The organism is Coriobacteriia bacterium, from assembly GCA_030652115.1.
In the GTDB taxonomy this organism is placed as follows: domain Bacteria; phylum Actinomycetota; class Coriobacteriia; order Anaerosomatales; family Anaerosomataceae; genus UBA6100.
Map to the genome: position 1 here is coordinate 295,421 of JAUSBK010000010.1, position 22,278 is coordinate 317,698.

General features: G+C 64.6%; 22 protein-coding genes. All 22 read right to left on the reverse strand.

The features are described 5' to 3' along the window. Positions 1–18: 18 nt before the first annotated feature. The 22 genes from Q7W51_09395 to Q7W51_09500 all read right to left on the reverse strand — a co-directional run bounded on the left by Q7W51_09395 (position 19) and on the right by Q7W51_09500 (position 22,273). Positions 19–651, reverse strand: a complete 633-nt coding sequence (locus Q7W51_09395; protein MDO8848585.1) for a hypothetical protein — start codon at positions 649–651, stop codon at positions 19–21. 27 nt (positions 652–678) lie between these two features. Then, positions 679–1,308: a type 4a pilus biogenesis protein PilO gene (gene pilO, locus Q7W51_09400; GenBank protein MDO8848586.1), complete on the reverse strand. Its 630-nt coding sequence runs from the start codon at positions 1,306–1,308 to the stop codon at positions 679–681. A gap of 79 nt (positions 1,309–1,387) precedes the next feature. Then, on the reverse strand, positions 1,388–1,975 hold the full coding sequence (locus Q7W51_09405; protein MDO8848587.1) for a PilN domain-containing protein: 588 nt from the start codon (positions 1,973–1,975) through the stop codon (positions 1,388–1,390). Further along, entirely contained in the window at positions 1,972–3,093 is a 1,122-nt protein-coding gene (pilM, locus tag Q7W51_09410) for a type IV pilus assembly protein PilM (GenBank protein MDO8848588.1), read from the reverse strand. Before pilM ends, Q7W51_09405 begins: the two co-directional genes overlap by 4 nt. A gap of 183 nt (positions 3,094–3,276) precedes the next feature. After that, on the reverse strand, positions 3,277–4,884 hold the full coding sequence (locus Q7W51_09415) for a hypothetical protein (GenBank protein ID MDO8848589.1): 1,608 nt from the start codon (positions 4,882–4,884) through the stop codon (positions 3,277–3,279). 23 nt (positions 4,885–4,907) lie between these two features. Beyond that, a complete protein-coding gene (locus tag Q7W51_09420) occupies positions 4,908–5,462 on the reverse strand; it encodes a prepilin-type N-terminal cleavage/methylation domain-containing protein (GenBank protein MDO8848590.1) in 555 nt (184 codons plus the stop codon). A gap of 2 nt (positions 5,463–5,464) precedes the next feature. Then, positions 5,465–7,018, reverse strand: a complete 1,554-nt coding sequence (locus Q7W51_09425) for a prepilin-type N-terminal cleavage/methylation domain-containing protein (protein MDO8848591.1) — start codon at positions 7,016–7,018, stop codon at positions 5,465–5,467. 181 nt (positions 7,019–7,199) lie between these two features. Further along, on the reverse strand, positions 7,200–7,577 hold the full coding sequence (locus Q7W51_09430) for a prepilin-type N-terminal cleavage/methylation domain-containing protein (GenBank protein MDO8848592.1): 378 nt from the start codon (positions 7,575–7,577) through the stop codon (positions 7,200–7,202). A 122-nt stretch (positions 7,578–7,699) separates the two neighbouring features. After that, positions 7,700–8,539, reverse strand: a complete 840-nt coding sequence (locus Q7W51_09435) for a prepilin peptidase (GenBank protein MDO8848593.1) — start codon at positions 8,537–8,539, stop codon at positions 7,700–7,702. A 130-nt stretch (positions 8,540–8,669) separates the two neighbouring features. Beyond that, on the reverse strand, positions 8,670–9,020 hold the full coding sequence (locus Q7W51_09440) for a type II secretion system protein (GenBank protein ID MDO8848594.1): 351 nt from the start codon (positions 9,018–9,020) through the stop codon (positions 8,670–8,672). Positions 9,021–9,122: 102 nt separating this feature from the next. Continuing rightward, on the reverse strand, positions 9,123–10,337 hold the full coding sequence (locus tag Q7W51_09445) for a type II secretion system F family protein (GenBank protein MDO8848595.1): 1,215 nt from the start codon (positions 10,335–10,337) through the stop codon (positions 9,123–9,125). A gap of 76 nt (positions 10,338–10,413) precedes the next feature. After that, positions 10,414–12,048 carry an ATPase, T2SS/T4P/T4SS family gene (locus Q7W51_09450; GenBank protein ID MDO8848596.1) on the reverse strand — a complete coding sequence of 545 codons (1,635 nt, stop codon included), beginning with the start codon at positions 12,046–12,048 and terminating at the stop codon, positions 10,414–10,416. Positions 12,049–12,190: 142 nt separating this feature from the next. Beyond that, on the reverse strand, positions 12,191–13,249 hold the full coding sequence (locus Q7W51_09455; protein ID MDO8848597.1) for a hypothetical protein: 1,059 nt from the start codon (positions 13,247–13,249) through the stop codon (positions 12,191–12,193). A 5-nt stretch (positions 13,250–13,254) separates the two neighbouring features. Next, positions 13,255–13,782, reverse strand: a complete 528-nt coding sequence (locus Q7W51_09460; GenBank protein MDO8848598.1) for an ATP/GTP-binding protein — start codon at positions 13,780–13,782, stop codon at positions 13,255–13,257. Between the two features lie 17 nt (positions 13,783–13,799). Further along, entirely contained in the window at positions 13,800–15,980 is a 2,181-nt protein-coding gene (locus Q7W51_09465; protein MDO8848599.1) for a DUF4388 domain-containing protein, read from the reverse strand. A 55-nt stretch (positions 15,981–16,035) separates the two neighbouring features. Further along, positions 16,036–16,389 (reverse strand): roadblock/LC7 domain-containing protein, encoded by a 354-nt coding sequence (locus Q7W51_09470; GenBank protein MDO8848600.1) that lies wholly within the window; start codon positions 16,387–16,389, stop codon positions 16,036–16,038. A gap of 406 nt (positions 16,390–16,795) precedes the next feature. Continuing rightward, a complete protein-coding gene (locus Q7W51_09475; protein MDO8848601.1) occupies positions 16,796–18,466 on the reverse strand; it encodes an ATPase, T2SS/T4P/T4SS family in 1,671 nt (556 codons plus the stop codon). Then, positions 18,463–19,365 (reverse strand): shikimate dehydrogenase, encoded by a 903-nt coding sequence (aroE, locus tag Q7W51_09480; protein MDO8848602.1) that lies wholly within the window; start codon positions 19,363–19,365, stop codon positions 18,463–18,465. Before aroE ends, Q7W51_09475 begins: the two co-directional genes overlap by 4 nt. A 28-nt stretch (positions 19,366–19,393) precedes the next feature. Continuing rightward, the gene (locus Q7W51_09485; GenBank protein ID MDO8848603.1) at positions 19,394–19,882 is read right to left on the reverse strand and encodes a YqeG family HAD IIIA-type phosphatase; all 489 of its coding nucleotides are present in this window, start codon (positions 19,880–19,882) and stop codon (positions 19,394–19,396) included. Between the two features lie 14 nt (positions 19,883–19,896). After that, entirely contained in the window at positions 19,897–20,583 is a 687-nt protein-coding gene (locus Q7W51_09490; protein MDO8848604.1) for a hypothetical protein, read from the reverse strand. Between the two features lie 2 nt (positions 20,584–20,585). Beyond that, positions 20,586–21,323 carry a hypothetical protein gene (locus tag Q7W51_09495; GenBank protein MDO8848605.1) on the reverse strand — a complete coding sequence of 246 codons (738 nt, stop codon included), beginning with the start codon at positions 21,321–21,323 and terminating at the stop codon, positions 20,586–20,588. Further along, a complete protein-coding gene (locus Q7W51_09500; protein ID MDO8848606.1) occupies positions 21,320–22,273 on the reverse strand; it encodes an ABC transporter ATP-binding protein in 954 nt (317 codons plus the stop codon). The genes Q7W51_09495 and Q7W51_09500 overlap by 4 nt, the downstream gene beginning before the upstream one ends. Positions 22,274–22,278 lie beyond the last annotated feature (5 nt).

The following is a 22,278-nucleotide window of genomic DNA, read 5'->3' on the forward strand; positions in this document are numbered from 1 at the left end:
CACACAGACGATGAGCGGCTACTTCGTGATGCCCTGGCCCACCGACAGGGTGACCTGCACATCTCCATAGAGCATCGTCACGCTGGACGAAGACACGCGCAGTACTTGCCATGGTGAGTTCGGTATCACGCCACCGGGGCCCAGTGTGTAGGTCACGCCGTTGTAGCGCAGGACCGCCATCATCACGCCGTCTTGGGTCACGACGCCATCGAGGTACAGAGTGTCGTTCGCGGTGGGGGTCGCGGTGTCGCCCGTGGTGCTGCCGTCTGTTGTCGTCCCCGTCGTGGTCGTTGTTGCGTCCGGCACCGGCTTCAGCAGCGGAATGAAGACGTCACGGAACGTGAATACCTCCGAGTTCGCTACTTCGGTCGCCGGAGCCTCGGCCTGCACGGCCACACTATCTCCATCAGACTCAGCGGTCTCGGTGATGGTCGTCTCACCCATCTGATCCTCGAGACTGTCCACCGCCTGCGATCCGAAGACGAAGAGCACGATCGCAACGGCGATTCCCGCGATGATCCCGAGCACGCCAAGACCGACGACGATGGCCACGATCTTGCCGGTGGTCGTTGACAGGAACCCGGGCTTCTTCCCGGATGCGTCATCGCCGGCCGGCGGTAGTGCACCGGGGGTGTTCAGCTCATCAGACACCGTCGTCACCTCCTCGCGTTCGCTCTGTCAGGGGGTCTGCGTCGTCGCTTCAGACGGCACGGCCTCCGGCGCGGCTTTGGACTCCACCGCGGCCATCACGTACACCTCGATGCCGATCGTGGCTGCAACGTACGCAGGCGCCGTGTCGGTCTCTGGCACGTAGGAAAACGTCGTGGTCACCACGCGCACGCCACGATCCAGGGCCTCGATTCGACGGAAGAGATCGATGTACTCGGCCCAATCGCCCTCGAGCGTCAGGGTGATCGGCACTGCGCTATAGTCCGAGACGCCGCCTTCGGTCTCCGCGTTTCCGGCCTGCAGATCCTCAGGCTTCAAGGCAATCAAGTCGACCCCCGACGCGTTCGCAACGTCCTGAAGCTCGATGATCACCGATGGGAGCTGAGGTGACTCTGGAATCTCATTCGCGATGCGCATGAGTTCGACCTCGTCTGCCGCCGACTGGGCCTTCGCGCTCTGTCGACGAGCCAGAAGCGCCTCCGCGGCGGCCAGGTTGCCCTCTTCCGTTTGGATCGTGGCATCGACGCCCGTCGCCTCCTGGAACAGGGGCACTATGACCAGGAAGACGATGGCCAGCGCCACCACTGTGATCACAGCAATCGCGATGTACATCTGATTCTGGGCTGATAGTCGGCCCATGGCTAGCGTCCTCCGCATCGGGTCAGGCGTACTTGGCGGGGCAGGCTCGACCGTCGCGGATGGTTATTGTGTTGGCACGTCACGGCGTGTCACTCCCCGCAGTGGGTTCTGAGACATCCGCTGTCACAGTGAACTGGATAGCCGGCTGTTCCTCGAACTGGCCCTTTTCAGAGCTGGTCAACCATACGTTGGACAGTTGTTCGAGATCGGCGAGACGCACGAGCAACTTCGCCATCGATTTGTGTCCAACGTCCGGGGAATCGGTCGGCGAGTCAACCGCCCATCCCGCAAACGTGACAGCCGACTCCTCGGCGGTCAGCGCGTTCAACCAGATGTCCGAAGGCATGACGAGGGAGAGCTCACTGAAGAGCCTCCCCCAGTTCCGCCGGCCATCGAGCGCCAGCGCGGCGGTACTCCTGCGAGTCTCGAGCGTTGCCGCTCGCTCCTCGAACACCGCAAGGTGCGCTGCCTGAGCGTTGGTTGACTGGACCTGCTGCTGAACCTCTGCCAGCTCGTCCTGCCGGGCCTGCAGGCGGAAGTGGGCGAACGCCCAGGTACCCGCCAACACGACCGCTACTAGAACCGCCGCGACGATGATCCAGCCGAAGCGCCGCTCGGCCTTCCTGCGCTCGAGTATCTCCGGAGGGAGCAGGTTGATGCGCATCATGACTGCAGCCCTCCCAGTGCGAGGCCGATGGCCGTGACTGCACCCATTCGGTCAGCGTGTACGGCCTGCGTGGCCGAACCGCCCACGCTGATCCGCTCGAGAGGATCACCGAGCAGCACCTGCGCCTGCAGGCCCTTCTCGAGATATGAGCTGAAGTTGCGAAGCTGCGAGCCGCTTCCGGTGAGAAGGATCCTCTGGATCGTTCGAACCTGCGAGGTCTGCGTGAGGTAGTAGTCCAAAGACCGTCTGACCTCAGCGATGAACTTGTTCACTTCGCGCTCGAGCGACTGGTGTACGACCTGAAGCTGCTCCGGGTTGACACCGGGTGTGATGTCGCTCTCGCCGGTCTCGACGTTCGGCAGACCGACAAGGATCTTCAGCTGCTCGGCCTCGTCGAAACCGATGTTCATGACGTTGGCGATCGCCTGGGTGAAGGTGCCGCCGGCAAGCGACGAGATGCGGTTGAACCGCGGTATACCGCGCTCTACGACCGCGATGTTCGTGATGCCCGCGGCGATGTGAACGATCGCTGTGGCCTGCCCCTCGTCCTCCGGCAGGACCGCGCCACCCTCGCCCATCAGCGCGCGGACGATGGCGAACGACGAGACGTCCACCTGCGTAAGCTTGAGACCGGCGCCCTCGATGGCCGAGACGGTGTTGCCGATCATCTCGCGATGCGCGGCGACGAGCAGCACCTCCATCATGTGCTCGTCCGACGGGCTCATGTAGTCGCCGATGATCTGGAAGTCGAGGATCGAGTCCTCAACCGCCATCGGGATGTAGTCCTGCGCCTGGTACTGGATCGCGCTCTGCAGCTCGCCACGCTCCATGAACGGAAGGTCGACGAGGCGGACGATCACGCGCTGGTTCGAGACGCCCGTGCACACATCCTTGCCGTGCACGCTGGAGACCCGCCACAGTTCTTTGATCGCCGAGGACACGGCTGCGGCGTCGACGATCTCACCGTCGGCGACTGCGCCCATCGGGACGTCGACCCGCCCGTATGCAGTCAGGACAGGGCCGGACCCGGTCGACTTGACCTGGGCGACTCTGACGTGATCGGTGCCGATGTCCAGGCCGACTGCGCTCTGGCTCGAACCGAAGGAGAGGGAACCCAACGGTGTCCTCCTTCTACTGCTGCGACTAGACTGCGACTGTTAGTGCAACTGCGGCTGTCCCCTCGAACCGAACTGCAGCACGACCACAACCCCACACATGCTCCATGGACGCCTGCCGAACACTATCCAACCTCACCGCATCCCATATTGTCAAGAGCAGGAGGCCGCGAGACACGCCGGGCCTCACAGCCTGGACCACAGACCAGGCGACAGGAAGCCCGTGCCAGCGCCTGGAAGTGAGTCCGGCAAGTAGCTGGGAAGAAGCGGGTTGGTCACGAGCAGACAGTTGTTGGACGGGAACTCCATCTGGCCCGCGAGCACCGTGCCCCGGACGAGCATGTTATTCCCATCGAACGTGGCTGTTCGCTCGACGTAGAACGCGCCTGCGTAGTTCGGAAGAATCGTGCGAAGAGACTCGCGGTCGGCCGCGCTGGTCCCCGCCATCGGGTTGTTGCCACCCTTGGTGAAGGTCAGGTTGCCCGGCGTCACGAGACCCAGCGCCCACTCATTCGTCTCACCGTTCGCATTGGTGCCGTAGGGCAGCACATCACCATTCAGCACGATGTCGCCGTTCGCAACGATGGTACCGTTGCCGACGTAGCGCATGTCCTCGCTGAAGGTCACATCGCCGTCCACGAAGACGGTCCCACTGATGTACAGGATGTTGCGGGTATCGTCGTAGGCGAAGTCGTCCCATCGGTCGGCCGGATACGAAACGGCCCCCACAGGCCCCGGTCCCGTGATCGATACTCCGTCGGCAGTGCTCACCGATCCCCATGAGCCGAAGTCCCTGCCACCGATCACAAGATTCGTCGTCCCCTCACCCTTGTCGCTGACCGCGCCGGTCTCGGAGCCGATGAACTTGTAAGGAAGCGACGATCCTGCCTTGGCCCTACTGCGACTCCATGTCGCTGTGTTGGGAGGCCGCATGGTCTCGTAGGAGTCGGCGCTGCCGTCACTCGATTCGAGATTCGAGAGCGTCGTGGTGCCCATGATGTTGTCGACCGACTCGCGCTTGGCCGCCTCGGCCCACTCGTTCAGTTTCGCCTGAGTCAGTGGCGGTAGCTGGATGTCCGGCACCTTCAGCACTCGGCTCGACACATAGATGCCGGTGCCCTTACCCGAGCCCGTGCCCGTATTGAGCGGGATCGAGACCCCTCCGCTGGGAGGGGAACCGTCGCAGTACACCTTGATCTGCTTGTCTACCATGCCTAGCCATGAGTTCGGATTCTTCACCGTGATGATGCCGTCCTTGACGAACAGGGGTCCTTCAAGGACCGCCATATTCGCCTGAATCTCAAGGTCGCCCTTCATGTAGAACGGGCCGACGATGCTCGATGTGCCGTGGAGGCCCGAGGAGCCACTCATCAGCGAGTCGGATCCAGTCGAAAGGTTCATCTTCCAGAGGTCAAGGAAGTAGAACCTCTGCTGAACCGTCTCGATCTGTCCGTCAGGGCCTGTGCCCACCGAGGTCAACACCCATTCGTTGTCCGGTAGATCCTCGATCGTCACCACATACTCTCCGTCTGGCGTCGACCCTTCGATCGGCTCGCCGGCGAGCATGGTGACGGCCTGCGCCTCGCTGAAGGTGGACAGCACACCCTCCATGCCGCTCGAAGCGGCCCGAAACGCCTGCGTATCATCTTCCACGAGGGACGCCTCATGCAGGGACTGCTTTGCCAGCGTGAAGGAGCCGATTGCCAGTATCGTGATGACCAGACCGACACCCAACACTGTCAGCAGGGCGACACCGCTCTCGTCGTGCAGCACACCGCGCCTCTTCGTATCCATGGTCGGCTCCTTCTTGCGCTCCGTCAGTGATTCCTCATGAACACGGTTCTGGCGTCCTGCAGCGTGGTGTCGTCGTACGACACGACTATCGTGACCACGATGTGCGTCGCACTCTGCGACACCTCGCCCATGTCGGTGATCTCGACCCCATCCGCATCGTAGTAGCGGAAGAGGGCCACGTTCTCGGCGATGTTCGCATTCGAGTCGGACCATACGGCCTGTTGGCGTGCGCGGCCGTTCGCCTCCTCGTTCGTCACGAGCAGATTGGTGCCCGAGACCTCGATCACGAAGCGCTCCGCGTACCCGTCCGCGTCTTGGTCCGTGTAGAAGGCGCAGCGGTACTTGGTCACTCCCGGATAGGTGGTATCGAACCCGCTCGCCTGTGTGATGACGCGATCAGCGAGCTGCAGCGGTGCCCCGATCTCGCGGCTCATCAGCGACTGCTGGTTGCTGAGATCGCTCCCGCTTCTCGCGATCTGGAAGCCCGCGTATGCGGCACCCATGATCAGGCTGAGTAGACCCATGACCACCACGAGTTCGGAAAGAGTGAACCCCTCGTCACGCTGCAGCCGCACCATCTTCACCACGTGCCTTCAGCGAATGCGTATGTCCCTGCCGGGTTGTACATCGTGCTCACGGTGTTGGATGTTGCCTGCTCCAGCGAGCCGCCAGCGTAACCATCCGGGGTGTACGAGACAACAACCCTGTATGACCTCGCAGGGAAGTTGCTGCTGCTCGGGTTCACGTTCACCTGCACCGCATCAGTGCAGGTGGTTGATGTGCCTGACTGAATGAGCGTGGGCGTCGAGCCGTCGACCCGGTAGAACGCGTATGTGGTCGTACCGGTCGTGGGAAACGTGGGCGTCGTCACACTGAGCGTGGAGGTGACCTTCCAGTACTTGGGGTTGCCGGTGGACTTCTGCACAACCACGTAGTTGCCGCTCAACAACGGGCGCGATACGAAAGGCGTTGTCTCTGTCCATCCCGACGCGAGGTCCCTCGGACTCACGGCTTGGACGCGAGCCGCATAGCGACTGAACGGCACGACTGTCATCGCGTAGGGATCTATCGCCGCGAGGTCACTGGCGTCAGGCAACTCATAGGTGCCCGCTTCACCCCATAGACCGAACGGCGAGATGTCGTCATCCGTGTGGCCCGCCCCCTGCTTGACCCATTGGAGTGCGTAGCTGTCAGCACCGTAGTCACCGTCCATCGTCTTGGACCATACGGCGGACGCAGCCCGGGCGGATGTCACGGTTACAGCGAGGCCGGACGGCGCCGGAGGCGCGTAGTTGTCGACCAGGAGGTAAATCTCGTCGGTCTTCTCGATGCCGGCGTCATCGGTCACACGCACTTGCATGGTCCGCATGCCGTCTGTCACCAAGGGCATGGACTCGAAAGAGCCGTCCGCCTGTTCGACGAGTTCAAACTGCTCCGTGTTCCAGGTGAACAGTTCGCTCGTGGACGTCCAGGACTGCTCATCGGGCGTCCAAACCGCCGACTTCGGTGGGTCGCTCGCATCCTCGCAGGTAAGCCCTCCGAAGGAGATACGCACGAGCTTCACGATCCTTCCTTCGGATGCCTCGGCCCTGACGTCAAGGTACAGCGGACCACCCTCCCACTCCGAGCCCCAGACCACCGTTCCGCTGGGGGGAGTGAGCCCGAAGAACTCGACAGCCGGGTCGGTCATCGGAGTGCTCTGCTCCTGCGTGAGGAACTGAGTCCTGTCGCGTATCACGACCCGGGTGAATGTGCTCGTTCCGACACCCCGCGGGTCGCTGATGCTTATATCCACCCGGAGGTTCTTGAGCGCCGTGTTGCCGCTCACGACAGTGACGGTCGGATTGATCGTGACGGTGTAGCCAGCGATGGTCTCGACCCGCTCCGGTTCGAGGGTGCCCCCGTCTGCGATCAGGGCGACATCTTCGAAGGGAAGTGCGTGCACGGACTCGATGTATGCGTTGAGGGTGTTGGTCATGATGTTCTTCTGCTTGGCCTGCAGGCCCATCTGCGTGGTCTGGCCGACAAGCGCGAGCACCGCCGTCAGTATGATGAAGAAGATGGCAGCAGCGATCATCACCTCGACGATCGTCATGCCGTCATCCCGGTTGAGCCGGTACCAGACGCCCCTCATCTATCCCACTTCCATTCGAACCACGTCATGCAGACGGTCGCCCCTATGCGCCGTCAACGTCACTATCGGCAGGTTCGCCACAATGCTTTATGCGGTTGCCCACGCTCAACCGTATCTTAACACCGGGTCATGAAGGGCTTGCGGGCGTCAACCGTTGTGGCGACACGACCCGGAGCCGCAACTATTCGTAGTTGTGGTCCGCCCAAACACCGCACGTGAAGTCGCCGGACACGACGCTGTACTCCTGAGTCGCGTCAAGCGGGCACGTGATCGTCGCCTCCCAATCAGTCACGTACTCCACAAGCTCGTCTGCGTCGGTGGCCGTGCTGCCGAGAGCGGTGACGTCGTGGTCTGCATCGGCGGCCAGCCATTGCAGCGCTGCACCGTCAAGCACGCGGAGGTTGTACTGACACGCACTTCTCGTTGCGCTGGCCCGCGCATTTCTGAAGACGGGCACGGTGATCGCCACCAGCGTTCCGATGATCGCGACGACCACCATGAGCTCGACGAAGGTCATGCCCTCGTCGCGATGCTTGCGGCCCATGTCGCGCATCGGCATCACTTCCGCTTGTCGTCTGGCCTGCTCGGGTCATAACCGGCCTCGAGCCGACAGCGACAGTATCGGCACATGTCACACATGGCTTTACGCCGCTCATCGTTTCCTGTCTGGCCCGCCAGCCGTCAGGCCAGGCCGACGATGCCCAGGTACCACACCCACAATGCGGGACCGGCAAGCACGGTCAGGACGCAGCCGGCTGCCAGCCACGGGCCGAACGGTATGCGCGTGTCTGCCGCTGAGCGACCTCGTGCTGCTGCGAGCCCCGCCACGAGGCCAAGCAGGCTGCCGATGAACATGCACATCACCACATACGGGCCGACGAAGATTCCGAGTACGGCGAGAAGCTTGACATCGCCCATGCCCAGACCCCGCTTGTGTCGCACGAGCCCGTACAGCGCCGCAAGTCCCCCGGGCAATGCGACCCCGATCGCCGCCCCGAGCAGGGCGGCCGGGACAGGCTCGGACAGCCACCCCGATGCGGCTGTTCCCACCAATGGCGCCAGGTGCAGCCCGGAGATCTGCCCGGCGATCGCAGCCGCCGCCCCGACGCCAGCGAGTGCACCGACCAGCACGTTCGGCAGGCGCATGGTGTCGAGATCGATCACGGAGAGAACGAGCAGGAACCAGAAGAGCACCGCCGCTACGATCGCCGCCCCTGACACACCGAAGCGGAGCGCTGCAGCCACGAACAGCACGCCTGCTGCCGCCTCTACCAGCGGATAGCGCACCGCAATGGACTCACCGCACGTGCGGCACCGCGCGCGGAGCACCATCCATGACACCACGGGGATGTTGTCGTACCAGGCGATGGCCGTCTCGCAGCGCGGGCAGTGCGAGCCGGGGCTCACGATGGACTCCCCTCGCGGCACGCGCCAGATGACGACGTTCGCGAAACTGCCGAAGAGCAGCCCGAACAACCCCATGCTCATCGCAAAGAACCAGAGGGGCATGTACGCGGTCATCGGGCGCCTTCTCATCGAGTGGATTGTCCGCGCCCAGGATAGCGCAGTCGATGCCGAGCATGATGAAGGGCCGGCGGTTGCCCGCCGGCCCTTTGCTCACGTTCGCCAGGTCGAATCGACCTCGCAAGCGCTACTCGTAGTTGTGCTCGGTGTCGAAGTCGCAGGTGAAGTCGCCGCTCGCGACCGAGTACTCACTCGTGGCGTCGGCCGGGCAGAAAGGATCCCACTCCTTGACGTACTCGCCAAGGACAGCCTCGGGATCGGCGTCGACGTCGTCAACAGCGTTGTCGGGGTCGGCCGCAAGGTACTGCTGGGTCGCACCGTCAAGAACACGCAGGTTGTTCTGGCAGGCGCTCTTGCGAGCTGAATCCTGAGCTGCATTGAAGACCGGAATGGCGATAGCAACAAGGATACCGATAATCAGAACGACGACCATGAGCTCGACGAGGGTGAAGCCCTCCTCTTTCTTGAACATCCGCATTGATGTTCACCTCCCTTTCCACTAGCGGATCTCCGCGGGCAATCGCCCGCTGCAATAAGTATCGGCAACCGGAACGGGGACTTTAGCGGGAGTTCGCCGAAATCACTTGATGAGCGTGATCGACTGGAACATCGGCATGTAGAGTGCGATGACCATGCCACCGACGATCACGCCGAGCGTGGCCATCATGACGGGCTCGATAACGGAGGTCAGGGCATCCACGGCCTGGCTGACCTCTTCGTCGTAGAAGTCTGCGATCTTGCTCAGCATCTGGTCGAGCGCGCCGGTCTCTTCACCCACGGCCACCATCTGGACCACCATCGAGGGGAAGACCGGGGACTCAGAGAGTGGCTTGGCGATCGTTTCGCCTTCCTTGATCGCACCGCGTGCGTTCTTGAGCGCCCGGGCGACAACCTCGTTACCTGCCGTGTCCGCAACGATGTCCATGGCAGAGAGAATCGGCACGCCCGCAGCTACGAGCGTCGAGAAGGTCCGCGTGAAGCGGGCGATCGCCGTCTTGCGCTGCAACGGACCAACGATGGGCATGCGCAGCAGTATCCCGTCCCATATGAATCGGCCCGAATCGGTCGCGACCCACATCTTGAACGCGACCACGATGATGATGATCACCGCAACGACGACAAGACCGGGCCAGCTGGTCGCGCCGTTTGAGATGTTCACGAGGATCTGCGTCGGAAGCGGCAGTGTGCCGCCCATGTCCGAGAACATCTTCTCGAAGGTGGGCACGACGAAGATCATCATCGCGACCAGAATGATCAACACGAGCGCGAGCATGGCGATGGGATAGGTCATAGCGGACTTGATGCGCCCCTTGAGGCTCGCATCCGCCTCGAAGAGATCCGCCACCCGGAGCAGGACCTCGTCGAGCACACCACCCGTCTCGCCCGCGCGCACCATGTTGTAGAAGATCGGCGGGAAGATCTTCGGATGCTTCACCATCGCCTCGGAAAGCGACTGGCCTGCTTCCACGTCCCGGCCCAACTGGGCGATGACCTCCCGGAGCTCGCGACTCTCGGACTGCGCACCCAGTATGCTCAGGCACTTGGTGAGCGACAGGCCGGCGTTGATCATCGTGGCGAACTGCCGCGAAAAGATGGTGACGTCCTTGGTCTTGACCGTGGTGCCGAACTGGATCTTGTTCAGTCTGGCGAGGCGGTCCTCGTCGAGGTCGAGGACGATGTAGCCCATCTGGCGTAGCTTGGTAGCAACAGCTTCGCGGTTCTCGCCCTCGAGCTTGCCGCTGACGACCTTGCCGGTCTTGTCGCGGACGTTGTACTTGAAGGTCACGGTGGCCATGACGCTTGCCCCTTCCGCCTGTGACTAACAGCGTGACGATACCACACGTACGGTTATCGGCAGGTTGGGGGCGGTCCTACACGATGACCCGGGCGATCTCCTCTATCGAGGTTCGGCCCATCCGCACCTTCTCGAGCCCGTCCATCTTGAGCGTCAGCATGCCCTGCTCGATCGCCACCTCCCGGATCGCCTCGGCGGTGGCCTCGCGCACGCACAGCTCGCCGATCTCCTCGGAGACGAGCATGACCTCGTGCACCCCGAGACGCCCGCGGTAGCCGGTGCCGCCGCACTTCTTGCAGCCTTTGCCGCGGAACAGCTTCTCTGGGAGATTATCTTCGGGGTACCCGGCGTCCAACAGCACTTGCTTGGATGGCTTGTACTCTTCTTTGCAGTCCGGGCAGAGCCGACGCGCGAGCCGCTGTGCAAGAACGCAGTCCACAGAGGACGCCACCAGGAACGGCTCGACACCCATCTCGGTGAGACGTGTGATAGCGCCGGCGGCGTCGTTCGTGTGCAGCGTTGAGAGCACGAGGTGACCCGTGAGCGCGGATTCGATGGCGATCTGCGCGGTCTCTTGGTCGCGAATCTCACCGACAAGGATGATGTCGGGCGAGCAGCGCAGGAACGAACGGAGCGCGCGCGCGAACGTGAGCCCCGCCTTCACGTTCGTCTGGATCTGATTGACGCCGGGTAGACGGTACTCCACCGGATCCTCGGCTGTGAGGATATGCTTGCCCGGGTCGTTCAGCACGTTGATTGCGGCGTAGAGCGACGTCGACTTACCGGAGCCGGTCGGACCGGTCACGAGGATGGCGCCGTACGGCTTCCGGAACGACGACTCAAAACGCTCGAGGGCCGACGGCAGGAAGCCGAGGTCCTCGAGACGCAACATGATGTTGTCCTTGCGCAGGATTCGCAGGACGATCCGCTCACCGTACACGGTGGGAAGCGTGGAGACGCGGAAGTCCATCTTGTGACCGCCGATGGTGAGCCCGCAGTGGCCGTCTTGCGGCTTGCGGGTCTCGGCGATATCCATGTCCGCCATGATCTTGAAGCGCGAGAGGATCGCTGCCTGCGTGCCCTTAGGGCTGCGCATCAGCTCGTGGAGCACACCGTCGATGCGATACCGGACGCGTAGGTCCTTCTCTTGCGGCTCGACGTGGATGTCGCTTGCACGGTCCGCAACCGCTTTGTTGATGATGAAGTTCACGAGCTTGACGATCGGAGCTTCGTCGGTGACTTCGGTCAGGTTCTCGAGCGACATGCCCTCGAGCTCATCGGCACCGCCCATCTCGTCTTCGCTGAGGGTCGCCGCGACCTTGTAGAACTCCTGTACGGTCGCGACGATGTCGTCTTTGGTGGAAATCGCAGGCTTGATCTCGTAACCGGTGATGATGCGGAGGTCGTCGAGCGCCAGCACGTTCTGCGGGTCGGCCATGGCGACGACAAGTTCATCGTTCACTATCTCAACCGGCATGAGCGTATAGCGGGTCGCGAGGTCCTTGGGCACGACGGCGATGGCGTTGGCGTCGGGGCGCGTCACCGAGAAGTCGATGTACGGGATGCCGATCTGCTTGGCCATCACTGAGAGGATGCCACCCTGGGTGGCGTAGCCCAGGTCGACGAGAACACGGCCGAGCGGACTCCCTGTGGCCTTGTGGACCTCGAGGGCGTCGTTGAGCTGTCGCTCGGTTATGATGCCGGCGCGCATGAGCAGCACGCCGAGCCGCTGACCCGCCTCCGCCACTGGAGCACCACTCCGTCCGGGCCATCATAAGGGGACGCGGACGCGCCTCCGCAACGATAGTACGACAGATGACCAGGAGCGCGACAGACGCAACGCCGGGCTTGGACTACCAGCCTCTGGCAGTACGCAGGTCCTGGAGCAGGATACCGGCAAGCCGCTGAAACTCAGCGAAGCTGCGCGTGCCCGGCTTGACGCCGATCCGCCCGCTGCCGCCGGTGAAGTGCAGTTCGACTGGGGCGACGAGCGCGTACTCGGCGGCCGACGGCGCTGTCGCGGCGGGTGCCGGCCGCGCGGGTGCGGGCGGCACGGGGGTCGATGTGACCACTGCCGCTGGATTGATCGCGGCTGAAGCAGGAGCTGCTGGCTCAGGCTCAAAGATGGGCACCGTGTGGCCTGGCGCGGTCGCGGCCGGGGATGACAGGACCTGCCCCACCGAAGGGGGCGGCGAGAGCGGCGGGATCGCCGGCGTGAAGTCGGGTTCTGCGGGTGCTGGCACGGACGGCGTCACGACCGCGTCATGTTCATCTGCGGTCATCAGCGGCGCTGCCTGCTCGGCAGCCGCCATCAGCCGCTCGAGATCGTCTGCGAGCGAGTAGCCCGGGAGGGGTGCGGGCTCGCGCTCGGGCTCGGGCTCGGGCTCGAGTGCAGGCTCGGGTGCCGGCTCGGGTGCGGGCTCGGGTGCAGGCTCGGGCACCGGCTCGGGCTCGGGTGCGGGCTCGGGCGCGGGCTCGGGTGCAGGCTCGGGTGCGGGCTCGCGCTCGGGCTCGGGCTCGGGTGCAGGTGCGGGCTCGGGTGCGGGCACCGGCGCGGGCTGCGATTCCCAGCGTGGCTCGGCGAAGAAGGTCGTCTCGGTGATGGGCGGCGCCGTCACGGTCCCACCGACGGGATGGATCTCCGGAAGCGCGAACTCGTGAGGTTGCGCCACGGCTGCGTCGGGCACGCCCAAGACCCCGGGCACCTCGGCCACCGGCATGGAGAACACGTCCTCTGCATGCTCGGCGGACGACGCGAGGTAGCGCTCCTCGCCCTCGCTGTCTGCAGTGGGCTTCACGCCCCGCGCGCGCCGAACCGCCGACCGGTACCGCGCGAGCGCGACCGCAAAGTAGATGACGAGAACGACCAGGAGCAGTCCCAGCCCGGCGAGCATGTAGTAGCGCTCGTCCACCGCCGTCAGTTCATGCTGTCGAGGATCCGATAGAGCAGCCCGAGCAGCACCGCCTTGACACTCTCCTTCTCGCGCGCGTCGACCGGGAGCAGCGGGATCTCATCATCGAGTTCGATAGCGTTGCGCACCGCCCGGAGCGTCTTCATGTCGGTGGCGGACACCTTGTTCGCCGCCACCACGAAGGGCACATCGGACATATTGCGGAAGAACGTGATCATCGACTTGGCATCCTCGTACGACTCGCGATCGTCGGCATCGACGAGAAGCACGAATCCGAGCATGCCCTCCGACAGCGTCTCCCACATGAACGAGAAGCGCTCCTGCCCCGGCGTGCCGAAGAGGTAGAGCACGACGTCGTCGGAGATCGTGATGCGGCCGAAGTCCATCGCGACGGTGGTTTCGCCCGCACCTTCTCCGGAGCTATCGCTGATCTGCCTCTCGGTTGAGAGCACGGTGATCTCGCTGACCGCCTTGATGAAGGTCGTCTTACCGGCGTTGAACGGGCCGGTGATCACGACTTTGACAGACTGCATTCAGAGCTCCGTCCCTCTTAGAGGTTCTCTACGCCTTCGATGATCTTCTCGAGCAGTGTCCGATCGACCATCTGGTCGCGGTGCAGCATGTGGGTCTCGCCCGTATCGGGAAGCTTCGCGACGGTCGCCACCGGACGAGACCGTCCGCTCGCACCTCCGGTGAGCGCTGTCAACTCGTCTCCGAGGCCTGCCGACAGACCGACATCGTCAAACTCCGCGAGGAAGGCATCGGTCGAGATGACGCCTTCGGGCTCGGCCTCCGGACCGTAGTCGGTCTCCGAGGCGATGAGGCCTGCGGCGCCCGAATCCCCCTCGAGTGATGCGAGCAGCGAGTCCAGGTCCTGATCGCCGGGCGCTTCCTCCACCTGTGGGGCATACTCCGATTCCGCGGCTGCCTCGAGCGTAGGCTCGAACGGCGCCTCGGGCGCCTCCACTTCCACTTCAGAGTCGAGCACGGAATCGAATGGACCCTCGAGTTCGGACATCGGCGGGCGAGCCTCAGCCGGCGGCTCGGGCTGGAGCAGCTCCTCGGGGTATTCACCCAGGCCGAGCGACCGGAGATCCGTTTCAAAGTCACCACTGGGCGCGAAGATCTCCCCCGCCGGCGCTACCTCGGTCTCGGCAACCGGCGGCGCGGGAATGGCGTCGAGATCCGCCTCGGAGATCGCCCCAAATCCGAACGCGTCCTCGGCCGACGGTTCGGGCAGCTCGGCTTCCGGCACGCCCAGTTCCAGTGAGATCCCGGCTTCAGCCGCAAGAGCAGCCTCGATCTCCGCGATCGTGAGCTCCCCTTCCGGGGCAATGTCGGCGCCTTCAGGAGTCTCCAGAGCGGGTTCGACCACCGGCACCGCTTCGTACTCGGACACCATGAAGAACTCAGTCTCGGGCTGCGGTTCAGCCATGAGTTCCTGAAGAGCTTCGACGTCGGCCTCCGGCATGGAGACCGCAGGGGCCTCGAACTCGAGAACGGGTTCGGCCTCGAGTTCGGGTTCGGGTTCGGGTTCGGCCTCAAGTTCGGGTTCGAGTTCGGGTTCGGGTTCGGGTTCGGGTTCGGGAACCGCCTCGAGTGCCGGCTCGACCTCGGGCTCCGCCTCCGGTTCGGCGATGGGAGTAGTCACGACCTGCGGCGACAGGACCGAGGCCATCATCTGCTCGAAGACGGCCATGTCGTCCGAGGACGGGGCTTCGGCGCCCGAGGCGAGGAACTCGGGTTCCTCGACCACGCGTTCCGGTTTCTCCTCGGGCTCAGCCGATGCCACGGGCGCCTCTTCCGCGACAGACGCCTTCTGCGCGACAGACGCCTCGGCTGCAGCCTCCTGGGAGGTCTCCTCGCGTCGGGCCTCGGCGTCGGCCGCAAGCTTCGCCTCGAGCTCGAGAGCCTCCTCTTGCTGTTCGGCATCGCGCGCAGCGCGGTCGGCCTCAAGGATGGCGCGCTTGTCCTCACGTCGCGCCCGGTCCGCGCGAAGCCGCTCGACTTCATCGTCGGCCGCGACCTCCAGCAGTCCGGCCGAGAACAGGCCATACACAACGCGAGCGACCTCGAAGTCGGTGCTGTGCGTTTCGACGGCCAGCTCGCGCACTGAACGTGTGCCGTCGATCAGAAGCAGAAGCGCCCACTCGATCGGCTTGAGCGAGATCTCGAACGTACCCTCGCCCGGAGCCGTGGCCATCTTGAACACCATGTCGGTGGAGGGCACCTTCTTCTTGATGCGCTGCCACTCTTCGAGACGGCGGCTGCCCTCCATGACGATGTTCTCGACCGAGACCGCGAGACCGATGTCCTCATGCACGACCTCGGGCAGGACCTCGAAGTCGAACTCCCCTTCGTCCCATCGCATCAGGTCGAAGATGGTGTCCTGGATCTGCTCCTGGACGAACGTCTCGAGCACCTGCTGGGTGATGTAGCCCTCTCCAACCAGGATCTGGCCCAGGCGACGTCCGCCCTCGCCCTCCGCCTCACGGGCCTCAAGCGCCCGCGCGAGCGCCGCAGGCGTGATCCGTTGCGCGCTCACCAGGCGTTCGCCCAACTGCTCGCGACGCCAGTTGGACTGCGCGAAGAAGACGTCGCCTTCGCGGAACCAGATGCTGCCCTCGGCTTCGGATCCGACAATGCGCAGCACACCGGTCTTCCCGCTCAACTGAACGAGCTGGAAGACATCGGGAAGGCTGAAGTCCTTGAGGTTACCGCGCAGTGCCATTGATTCTTGCTGTCACTCCTCGGCGCATCGTGTGGTACGGGCCATACCCGGGAGCTTAGCCAAGGATCTGACTGATGCGCTCCGCAGCCGACTTCATGTCGTAAAGCACCAGTCCGAGCTTGGCGGCGGGATCCGCCATCGCCGTGAGAACGGCGCGCTCACCGGCAGCCATCAGCAGCACGTAGCCGGTGTCCCCCTCGATGAAGACCTGCGAGAGATGCCCACGGCCGAGTTCTGCGGCCGCGCGCTCACCCAGGCCCAGGATGGCAGCCGACATGGCGCCGACGCGGTCGGCCTGCATACCGGCAGGCAGCGCCGAAGCCATGGTGAAACCGTCGAGGCTAACGAGCGCCGACGCCTGGATGTCGGGGTCGTTGCGCATGAGATCGTCGAGCGCCTCGGCGAGCAGCTGCTCACGCGTGGCCTGCCGAGTGGCCACCTGCGGACGAGGCGTCGAGGCGGGCGCCACGTAGGCGGGCTGGGCCGCGACGGGTGCCGCGGCCACCGGTGCGGGCGCAGGAGCAGCGGGCTCCGGCGCGGCCGGCACCTGCTGTGTCGCTCGCTGTGGGATCACGGGAACCACGACGGGAGCGCCGAGCAGGTCATCGTCCTCGAGCGACTCGTCGTCTGTGTCACTGATGAAGTAGTCGCCAACGCCCTTATCTACCATGGTCTCCTCGCTCCATCAGACGCGACACGATGGGCCCCCTGACCGTCGTAATGGCGCACGACAGCCGTCCGGCCCCTCGGGCGAACGGTTTCAGTTTCTCACGACGGGTATGCCGAAACAACCGTGAACACGCAGGTAGGACGCGTCAGACGACGACCCGCATGACCTCTTCGATCGAGGTGGTGCCCGCAAGGACCTTCGCGAATCCGTCATCACGGAGGGTCAGCATCCCCTGTTGAACGGCGATACGACCGATCTCGTCGCCAGAGGCGTGCTCGACGCACGCGCGCTCGATCTCCTCGGTCATCGACATGACCTCGTGGATGCCCATGCGGCCCTTGTAGCCGATGTTATTGCACTTGTTGCAGCCCACAGCGCGGAACAGCTGCGGCGGATGACCCGGCTCATACGGGAAACCGATCCGCTGCAGTGCCTCCTCGTCCGGCGTGTATTTCTCCTTGCACTCCTTGCACAGCCGCCGCGCGAGGCGCTGTGCGAGGACGCAGTTGATCGCCGAGGCCGAGAGGAACGGCTCGACACCCATCTCGGTAAGTCGGGTGAGCGCCGAGGGCGCGTCGTTGGTGTGCAGCGTGGAGAGCACCAGATGGCCGGTAAGGGCGGCTTCGATGGCGATCGTCGCCGTCTCCTTGTCACGGATCTCGCCGATCATCACCACGTCGGGGTCCTGGCGAAGGATCGAGCGCAGCGCCGCCGGAAAGGTGAGACCGGCCTTCTCATGCACCTGGACCTGTGACAGACCCTCGAGGCGATACTCCACGGGGTCTTCCACGGTGATCAGGTTCACCGTGGGCTTCGTGGTCTTGTTGATCGCCGCATAGAGCGTGGTGGACTTGCCTGAGCCCGTCGGACCGGTGACGAGCAGCGCGCCGTACGGCCTGTCGAGCGCCTCCTGGATGCGCAGCATCGGCTGCTCGAGGAAGCCGAGATCCTCGAGCGACATCATGATGGCGTCCTTGCGCAGGAGCCGCATGACCGACATCTCGCCCTGGACGGTCGGCAGAACGGCGACGCGGAAGTCGACCGACTTGCCGTCGAGCATCACGCCGAAACGGCCGTCCTGCGGGATGCGCCTTTCGGAGATGTCCATCGCACACTGGATCTTCAGGCGGCTGAGGAGCTGCCGGTGGATCTTCTTCGGGCTCCGCATGACCTCCTGGCACACACCGTCGATGCGGTACCGAACACGGATGTCGTTCTCTCCGGGCTCGATGTAGATGTCACCGGCGCCCTGCCTGATCGCCTCGGTCACCACATGGTTGAGGATCTTGGCGACCGGCGCTTCCTCGTCAGCCCCGCCCTCCTCGTCCTCGCCTGCCGTGGCGGTGATGCTCTCGACGCCGGTCATCATGTCGTCGACGTTCTCCTGCATGGTGGCAAAGCGATCGATCGCCTGCAGAAGGTCGCTCTCCGGTGCGACAACGGGGCGGATGTCATAGCCCGTGACGATGCGCAGGTCATCGATAGCGAAGATGTTCGCCGGGTCCGACATGGCGACCACGAGCTCGTCGTCCTGGATCTTGATGGGCAGACAGATGTGCCGGCGAGCCAGATCGACTTGCAGGAGCGTCGTCGCGGTGGGATCGATATCGACCGCGCCGATATCGACGAAGGCCAGGCCCATGTTCTCGGCGATCGAGCGGGCGATCGTCATCTCGTCAGCGATGCCCTGGTCCACGAGCACGGCGCTCAGGGACCTGCCCGAAGGCTCGGCAAGCGCAAGACCGAGCTGGTCCTCGGTGATGAGCCCGGCGTTGACGAGAACGCGGCCAAGCCGCTTGCCCGAGGCGGCGCTCATACCTCGTCCTCCCGCGGCGCGTTGACCTGGTTCATCGCAGCCTCGGCAGCGGCACGCATCACGTCGCGCGGTGCTCGCACCTGTGCGCGCTCGGCCCCGGCCCAGATGTCGACGGCAAGAGCTCCCTGCGCCACGAGCATCCCGAGTCCGCTCAAGCCCTTCGCTCCAACCTGACCGGCCTCACGCACGAGCGCGGTCGATCCGGGCCGGTAGACCATATCGAGCACGACCTGGCCTTCGTGGAGCCACGACTGCGGCACGGGACTCGCGTCTTCGGCGCCCATCCCGACCGGCGTTGCATTGATGACCAGATCCGCATTGCGAACCGCCTCGGCGGCCGAATCGTCCAGGCGATGCACGCCGACTGACATCCCGCGCAGCCGGTCGCGCACCCGCTCGACGAGCTGCTCGGCGCGGTCGGTGTCCCGGTTGATGAGGGCGAGGCTGCCCGCCTTCGCAAGAATCAGAGCGGTCACCGCTGCCCCAGCCGCACCGCCGGAGCCTATGACCGCAACGGCCTTGCCCGCCGGATCGAAACCCGCGTCGTCGGCAAGCGACTCGAGCATGCCGCGCCCATCGGTGTTGTAGCCCATGAGCTGCCCGTCCACGCAGTGCACCGTGTTGACGGCGCCAGCCATCTGCGCGAGCGTTGCGACCTCGTCGCACAACTCCGCCACTGCCTGCTTGTACGGCATCGTGACGTTGAAGCCCACGAACGGCAGCCGCCGGGCTGCCTCGACGAACGACACGAGTGCGCGCTGGTCGGGGACCGCAAGCGGCAGGCACACCCAGTTGAGCCCGAGCGCCTGATACGCGGCATTGTGCATGGCGGGCGACAACGATTGGGCCACCGGCCAGCCGATGACCGCAGTCGGTCGCGTGCGTCCGTTGATCTCCAAGCCCTCAGGTTCCTCCCCGCGATGCGCGCTACGCTTCGGGAGCACGTCTTCTCATTATGACCCGCTCGATACGCCGAAGTACACGCGTATGCGCCATGTCGGCCGATGTCAGCGGATCGACGAGCACCGTGACGGCTCCGGCGAGATTGCCGCCGAGGATGTCGGTGAACAGCTGGTCCCCGATGACCGCGCACTCGCTCACCTGCACGCCAAGTTCGCGGGCCGCCCTACGGAACCCGAACGGCAGCGGCTTCTTCGCCTTCCCTACCGCAGGAAAGCCGAGAGCGGCGGCACGGTCGGCAAGATCCGCATGCCAGTTGTTCGACACGAAGCGGACACCGAATCCGGCCTTCGGCAGCGAAGCCAGCCACTCGGGCATACCCGGAACCACTTCGGCCGAGTGGTGGGGTGACACCGTGTTGTCGATGTCGAGCAGCAGCGCCCTCACTCCCTCGGCGCGCAGGGCGTCGAGGTCGATGGCGCGCACGTCGGTGTAGTAGTGGTCGGGATGGAACAGGATGCATCGCTCCTTTAGTGATCGGGCACGCCGTCGTTGTCGTGATCGTGCTCTTCGGCGCTCAGTTCGTCACCGAGCTCGATGTCGAGGCGGACGAGCTCATCCTGCACGATCGCATCCAGGTCGTCGCGTCCCGCCTGGCGAAAGATGTCCCCTAAGATCCCATACCACTGATGCTTCTCGTGCAGGTCGGTCCACACGACATCTTCGCCGAGCGCGCGCTCAGCCGTTTCCGCCGCCCCGACGAGGTCGTCACCGTACAGGTACTCCAGCTGCGCCAGGTTGCTCAACAGCAGGCCCGAGCTCGGGTTGGCGTCCACGCCCCGCTCCGCCATGGCAAGGCCATCGCCGACTCTGCCGTTCTCTAGCAGAATCCAGCAACCCACCGGAACGGCGAACACAAGTTGCGGGTCGAGCTCCTCGATCAGCGCGATCGTGCTCAGCATGTATCGCTGCTCGGGTAGCGTCTTGCCTGCGTAGTAGCCGTGCATCAACGGATCGAGCCGGTTCCACAGCGCCGATGCTGCGTACCTCTTGAGACTCGTGAGATACGATGACGCGGCACTGCCGACCGCGCGTCCGGTGTCTGCGCCCGATGCGTCCGGTACGAGAGCATCCGCAAGCGCCTGTCCGCCCAGCGCCAGTGCGAGACAGACCGCGATCGCAGCTGCTGCCGCCCGCAGTGTCCTCCGATCTGTCACCGTCACAGATCCCTTCGCGCCAGAAGCAGACCGCCAACGAGCAGCGATATCCCCGACAGACCAACGAAGACCACCACCATGCTCAGGAGGTAGAGCGGAGGTACACCTGTGCCATGCGCGACCGGATTCACCACGTTGAACGCGTCGAGCGACGGCATGAAGGGCTGCAGTGCAAGCGCACCCTCCCCTCCCAGAAGCGTACTCCGTGAGTGGCCGATGAACAGCGCTGTCAGCGTGGCGGTCACCACGACCACCGGCCCGCTCACGGCCGAGATCGCCACCGCAAACGCCGCGACCACGCCCATCTCAAGCCAGATCGCGAGCGCCCCCTGCCAGAGCCGCCACATCGGCTCGCCGTAGGTGATGAGACCGACGGCTTGCTCGATGACGGTGAATGCGGCCATCGCGCCACCGGCGACGATGAAGATGCCGAGCCATGTGCCCACGAGATACTCCCAGCGGCTCACGCTCTTTGCCACGACGTTGTAGATCGTACGTCGCTCCAGCTCACTGGGGATGCGATTCGCCGCGAGTGAGAGCGTGACCACAAGTGCTGTAACGAATGACAGCGCGAGCGCGACCTCCCGGAACACCGCCGCCTCCACCCCGAGGCCGTAGTCCGGCAGCGAAGGAATGGCGAATGCGAGCAGTGCCGCGAAGACGAGCACGACGTAGACGACCTTCCTCCGAAGGCTGTCGGTGACCACGCCGAGCGCAATGGGCCAGATGCGCGTCATCATCGTGCGCCCACCTCCTCGGCGGTTTGCACGAGCAGCCGGGAGAAGTACTCCTCGAGCGAGTCGCGCATCGGCGAAACGGACTCCACACGTCCGCCGGCGTCGTCCACCGCGTCAACCGCGGCGCGCACCGCATCGTCGGCCACCGAGAACACCCACAGACCGCCTGATGCGGCCACGCTGCCCGCGAGCCTCTCCAGCGATGGAGGCAGGGTGTCGCTCAACCCACGGGCCCGTATCGACGTGCGGCCCTCGACGTTCAGCAGTGCGTCGAGGTCGCCCTCTGCGGCGACAAGCCCCGCGTTGAGGATCGTCACCTCGTCGCACACGGCCTCCACCTCGGAGAGCTGATGCGAGGAGAGCAGCACGGTCACGCCGGAGTCGCGGAGTGAGAGCATCAAGTTGCGCACGTCGCGCTGGCCAACCGGATCGAGCCCTGAGGCCGGCTCGTCGAGCACCACCACCATAGGCTCGTTGATGAGCGCCTGAGCGATGCCGAGGCGCTGGAGCATGCCGCGGGAAAACGTCGAGAGCGTCGTGCGATCGCGGCCCTCCAGCCCGACCCGCTCGAGAAGCGCGGCCGTCCGGGGCGCGATCTGATCCTTCGGCACGCCCGAGAGCTGTGCGTACAGCTTGAGTGCGTGGTTCGCGGTGAGATGCTGCGGGAAGTACGGCTGCTCGGGCATGAAGCCGACGCCCCTGCGCCCTGCCGGGCGGGTCGAATCCTCGCCGAGGATCCGGAATGTCCCGGCAGTGGGCCGGACGAGGCCGAGCAGCATCTTCAAGGTGGTGGTCTTGCCCGCGCCATTCGGGCCGAGCAGACCGTGGATGGTGCCGGCCTCGACGCTGATCGAAACGTCGCGAACCGCATCCCGGGACGGTGCCCCGACGATCGGCTTGTACGCCTTTCGGGCACCCTGCACATGGATGGCCCGGACTGAGGGGTCGCTCATGATCG

What these genes read in the sequence shown, in the direction of transcription:
- pilO (MDO8848586.1), bottom strand. Translation starts at nt 1,308, where the DNA reads ATGGGCCGACTATCAGCCCAGAATCAGATGTACATCGCGATTGCTGTG.
- Q7W51_09405 (MDO8848587.1), bottom strand. Translation starts at nt 1,975, where the DNA reads ATGATGCGCATCAACCTGCTCCCTCCGGAGATACTCGAGCGCAGGAAG.
- Q7W51_09415 (MDO8848589.1), bottom strand. Translation starts at nt 4,884, where the DNA reads ATGGATACGAAGAGGCGCGGTGTGCTGCACGACGAGAGCGGTGTCGCC.
- Q7W51_09420 (MDO8848590.1), bottom strand. Translation starts at nt 5,462, where the DNA reads ATGGTGCGGCTGCAGCGTGACGAGGGGTTCACTCTTTCCGAACTCGTG.
- Q7W51_09425 (MDO8848591.1), bottom strand. Translation starts at nt 7,018, where the DNA reads ATGAGGGGCGTCTGGTACCGGCTCAACCGGGATGACGGCATGACGATC.
- Q7W51_09430 (MDO8848592.1), bottom strand. Translation starts at nt 7,577, where the DNA reads ATGCCGATGCGCGACATGGGCCGCAAGCATCGCGACGAGGGCATGACC.
- Q7W51_09435 (MDO8848593.1), bottom strand. Translation starts at nt 8,539, where the DNA reads ATGACCGCGTACATGCCCCTCTGGTTCTTTGCGATGAGCATGGGGTTG.
- Q7W51_09440 (MDO8848594.1), bottom strand. Translation starts at nt 9,020, where the DNA reads ATGCGGATGTTCAAGAAAGAGGAGGGCTTCACCCTCGTCGAGCTCATG.
- Q7W51_09445 (MDO8848595.1), bottom strand. Translation starts at nt 10,337, where the DNA reads ATGGCCACCGTGACCTTCAAGTACAACGTCCGCGACAAGACCGGCAAG.
- Q7W51_09450 (MDO8848596.1), bottom strand. Translation starts at nt 12,048, where the DNA reads ATGCGCGCCGGCATCATAACCGAGCGACAGCTCAACGACGCCCTCGAG.
- Q7W51_09460 (MDO8848598.1), bottom strand. Translation starts at nt 13,782, where the DNA reads ATGCAGTCTGTCAAAGTCGTGATCACCGGCCCGTTCAACGCCGGTAAG.
- Q7W51_09465 (MDO8848599.1), bottom strand. Translation starts at nt 15,980, where the DNA reads ATGGCACTGCGCGGTAACCTCAAGGACTTCAGCCTTCCCGATGTCTTC.
- Q7W51_09475 (MDO8848601.1), bottom strand. Translation starts at nt 18,466, where the DNA reads ATGAGCGCCGCCTCGGGCAAGCGGCTTGGCCGCGTTCTCGTCAACGCC.
- Q7W51_09495 (MDO8848605.1), bottom strand. Translation starts at nt 21,323, where the DNA reads ATGATGACGCGCATCTGGCCCATTGCGCTCGGCGTGGTCACCGACAGC.
- Q7W51_09500 (MDO8848606.1), bottom strand. Translation starts at nt 22,273, where the DNA reads ATGAGCGACCCCTCAGTCCGGGCCATCCATGTGCAGGGTGCCCGAAAG.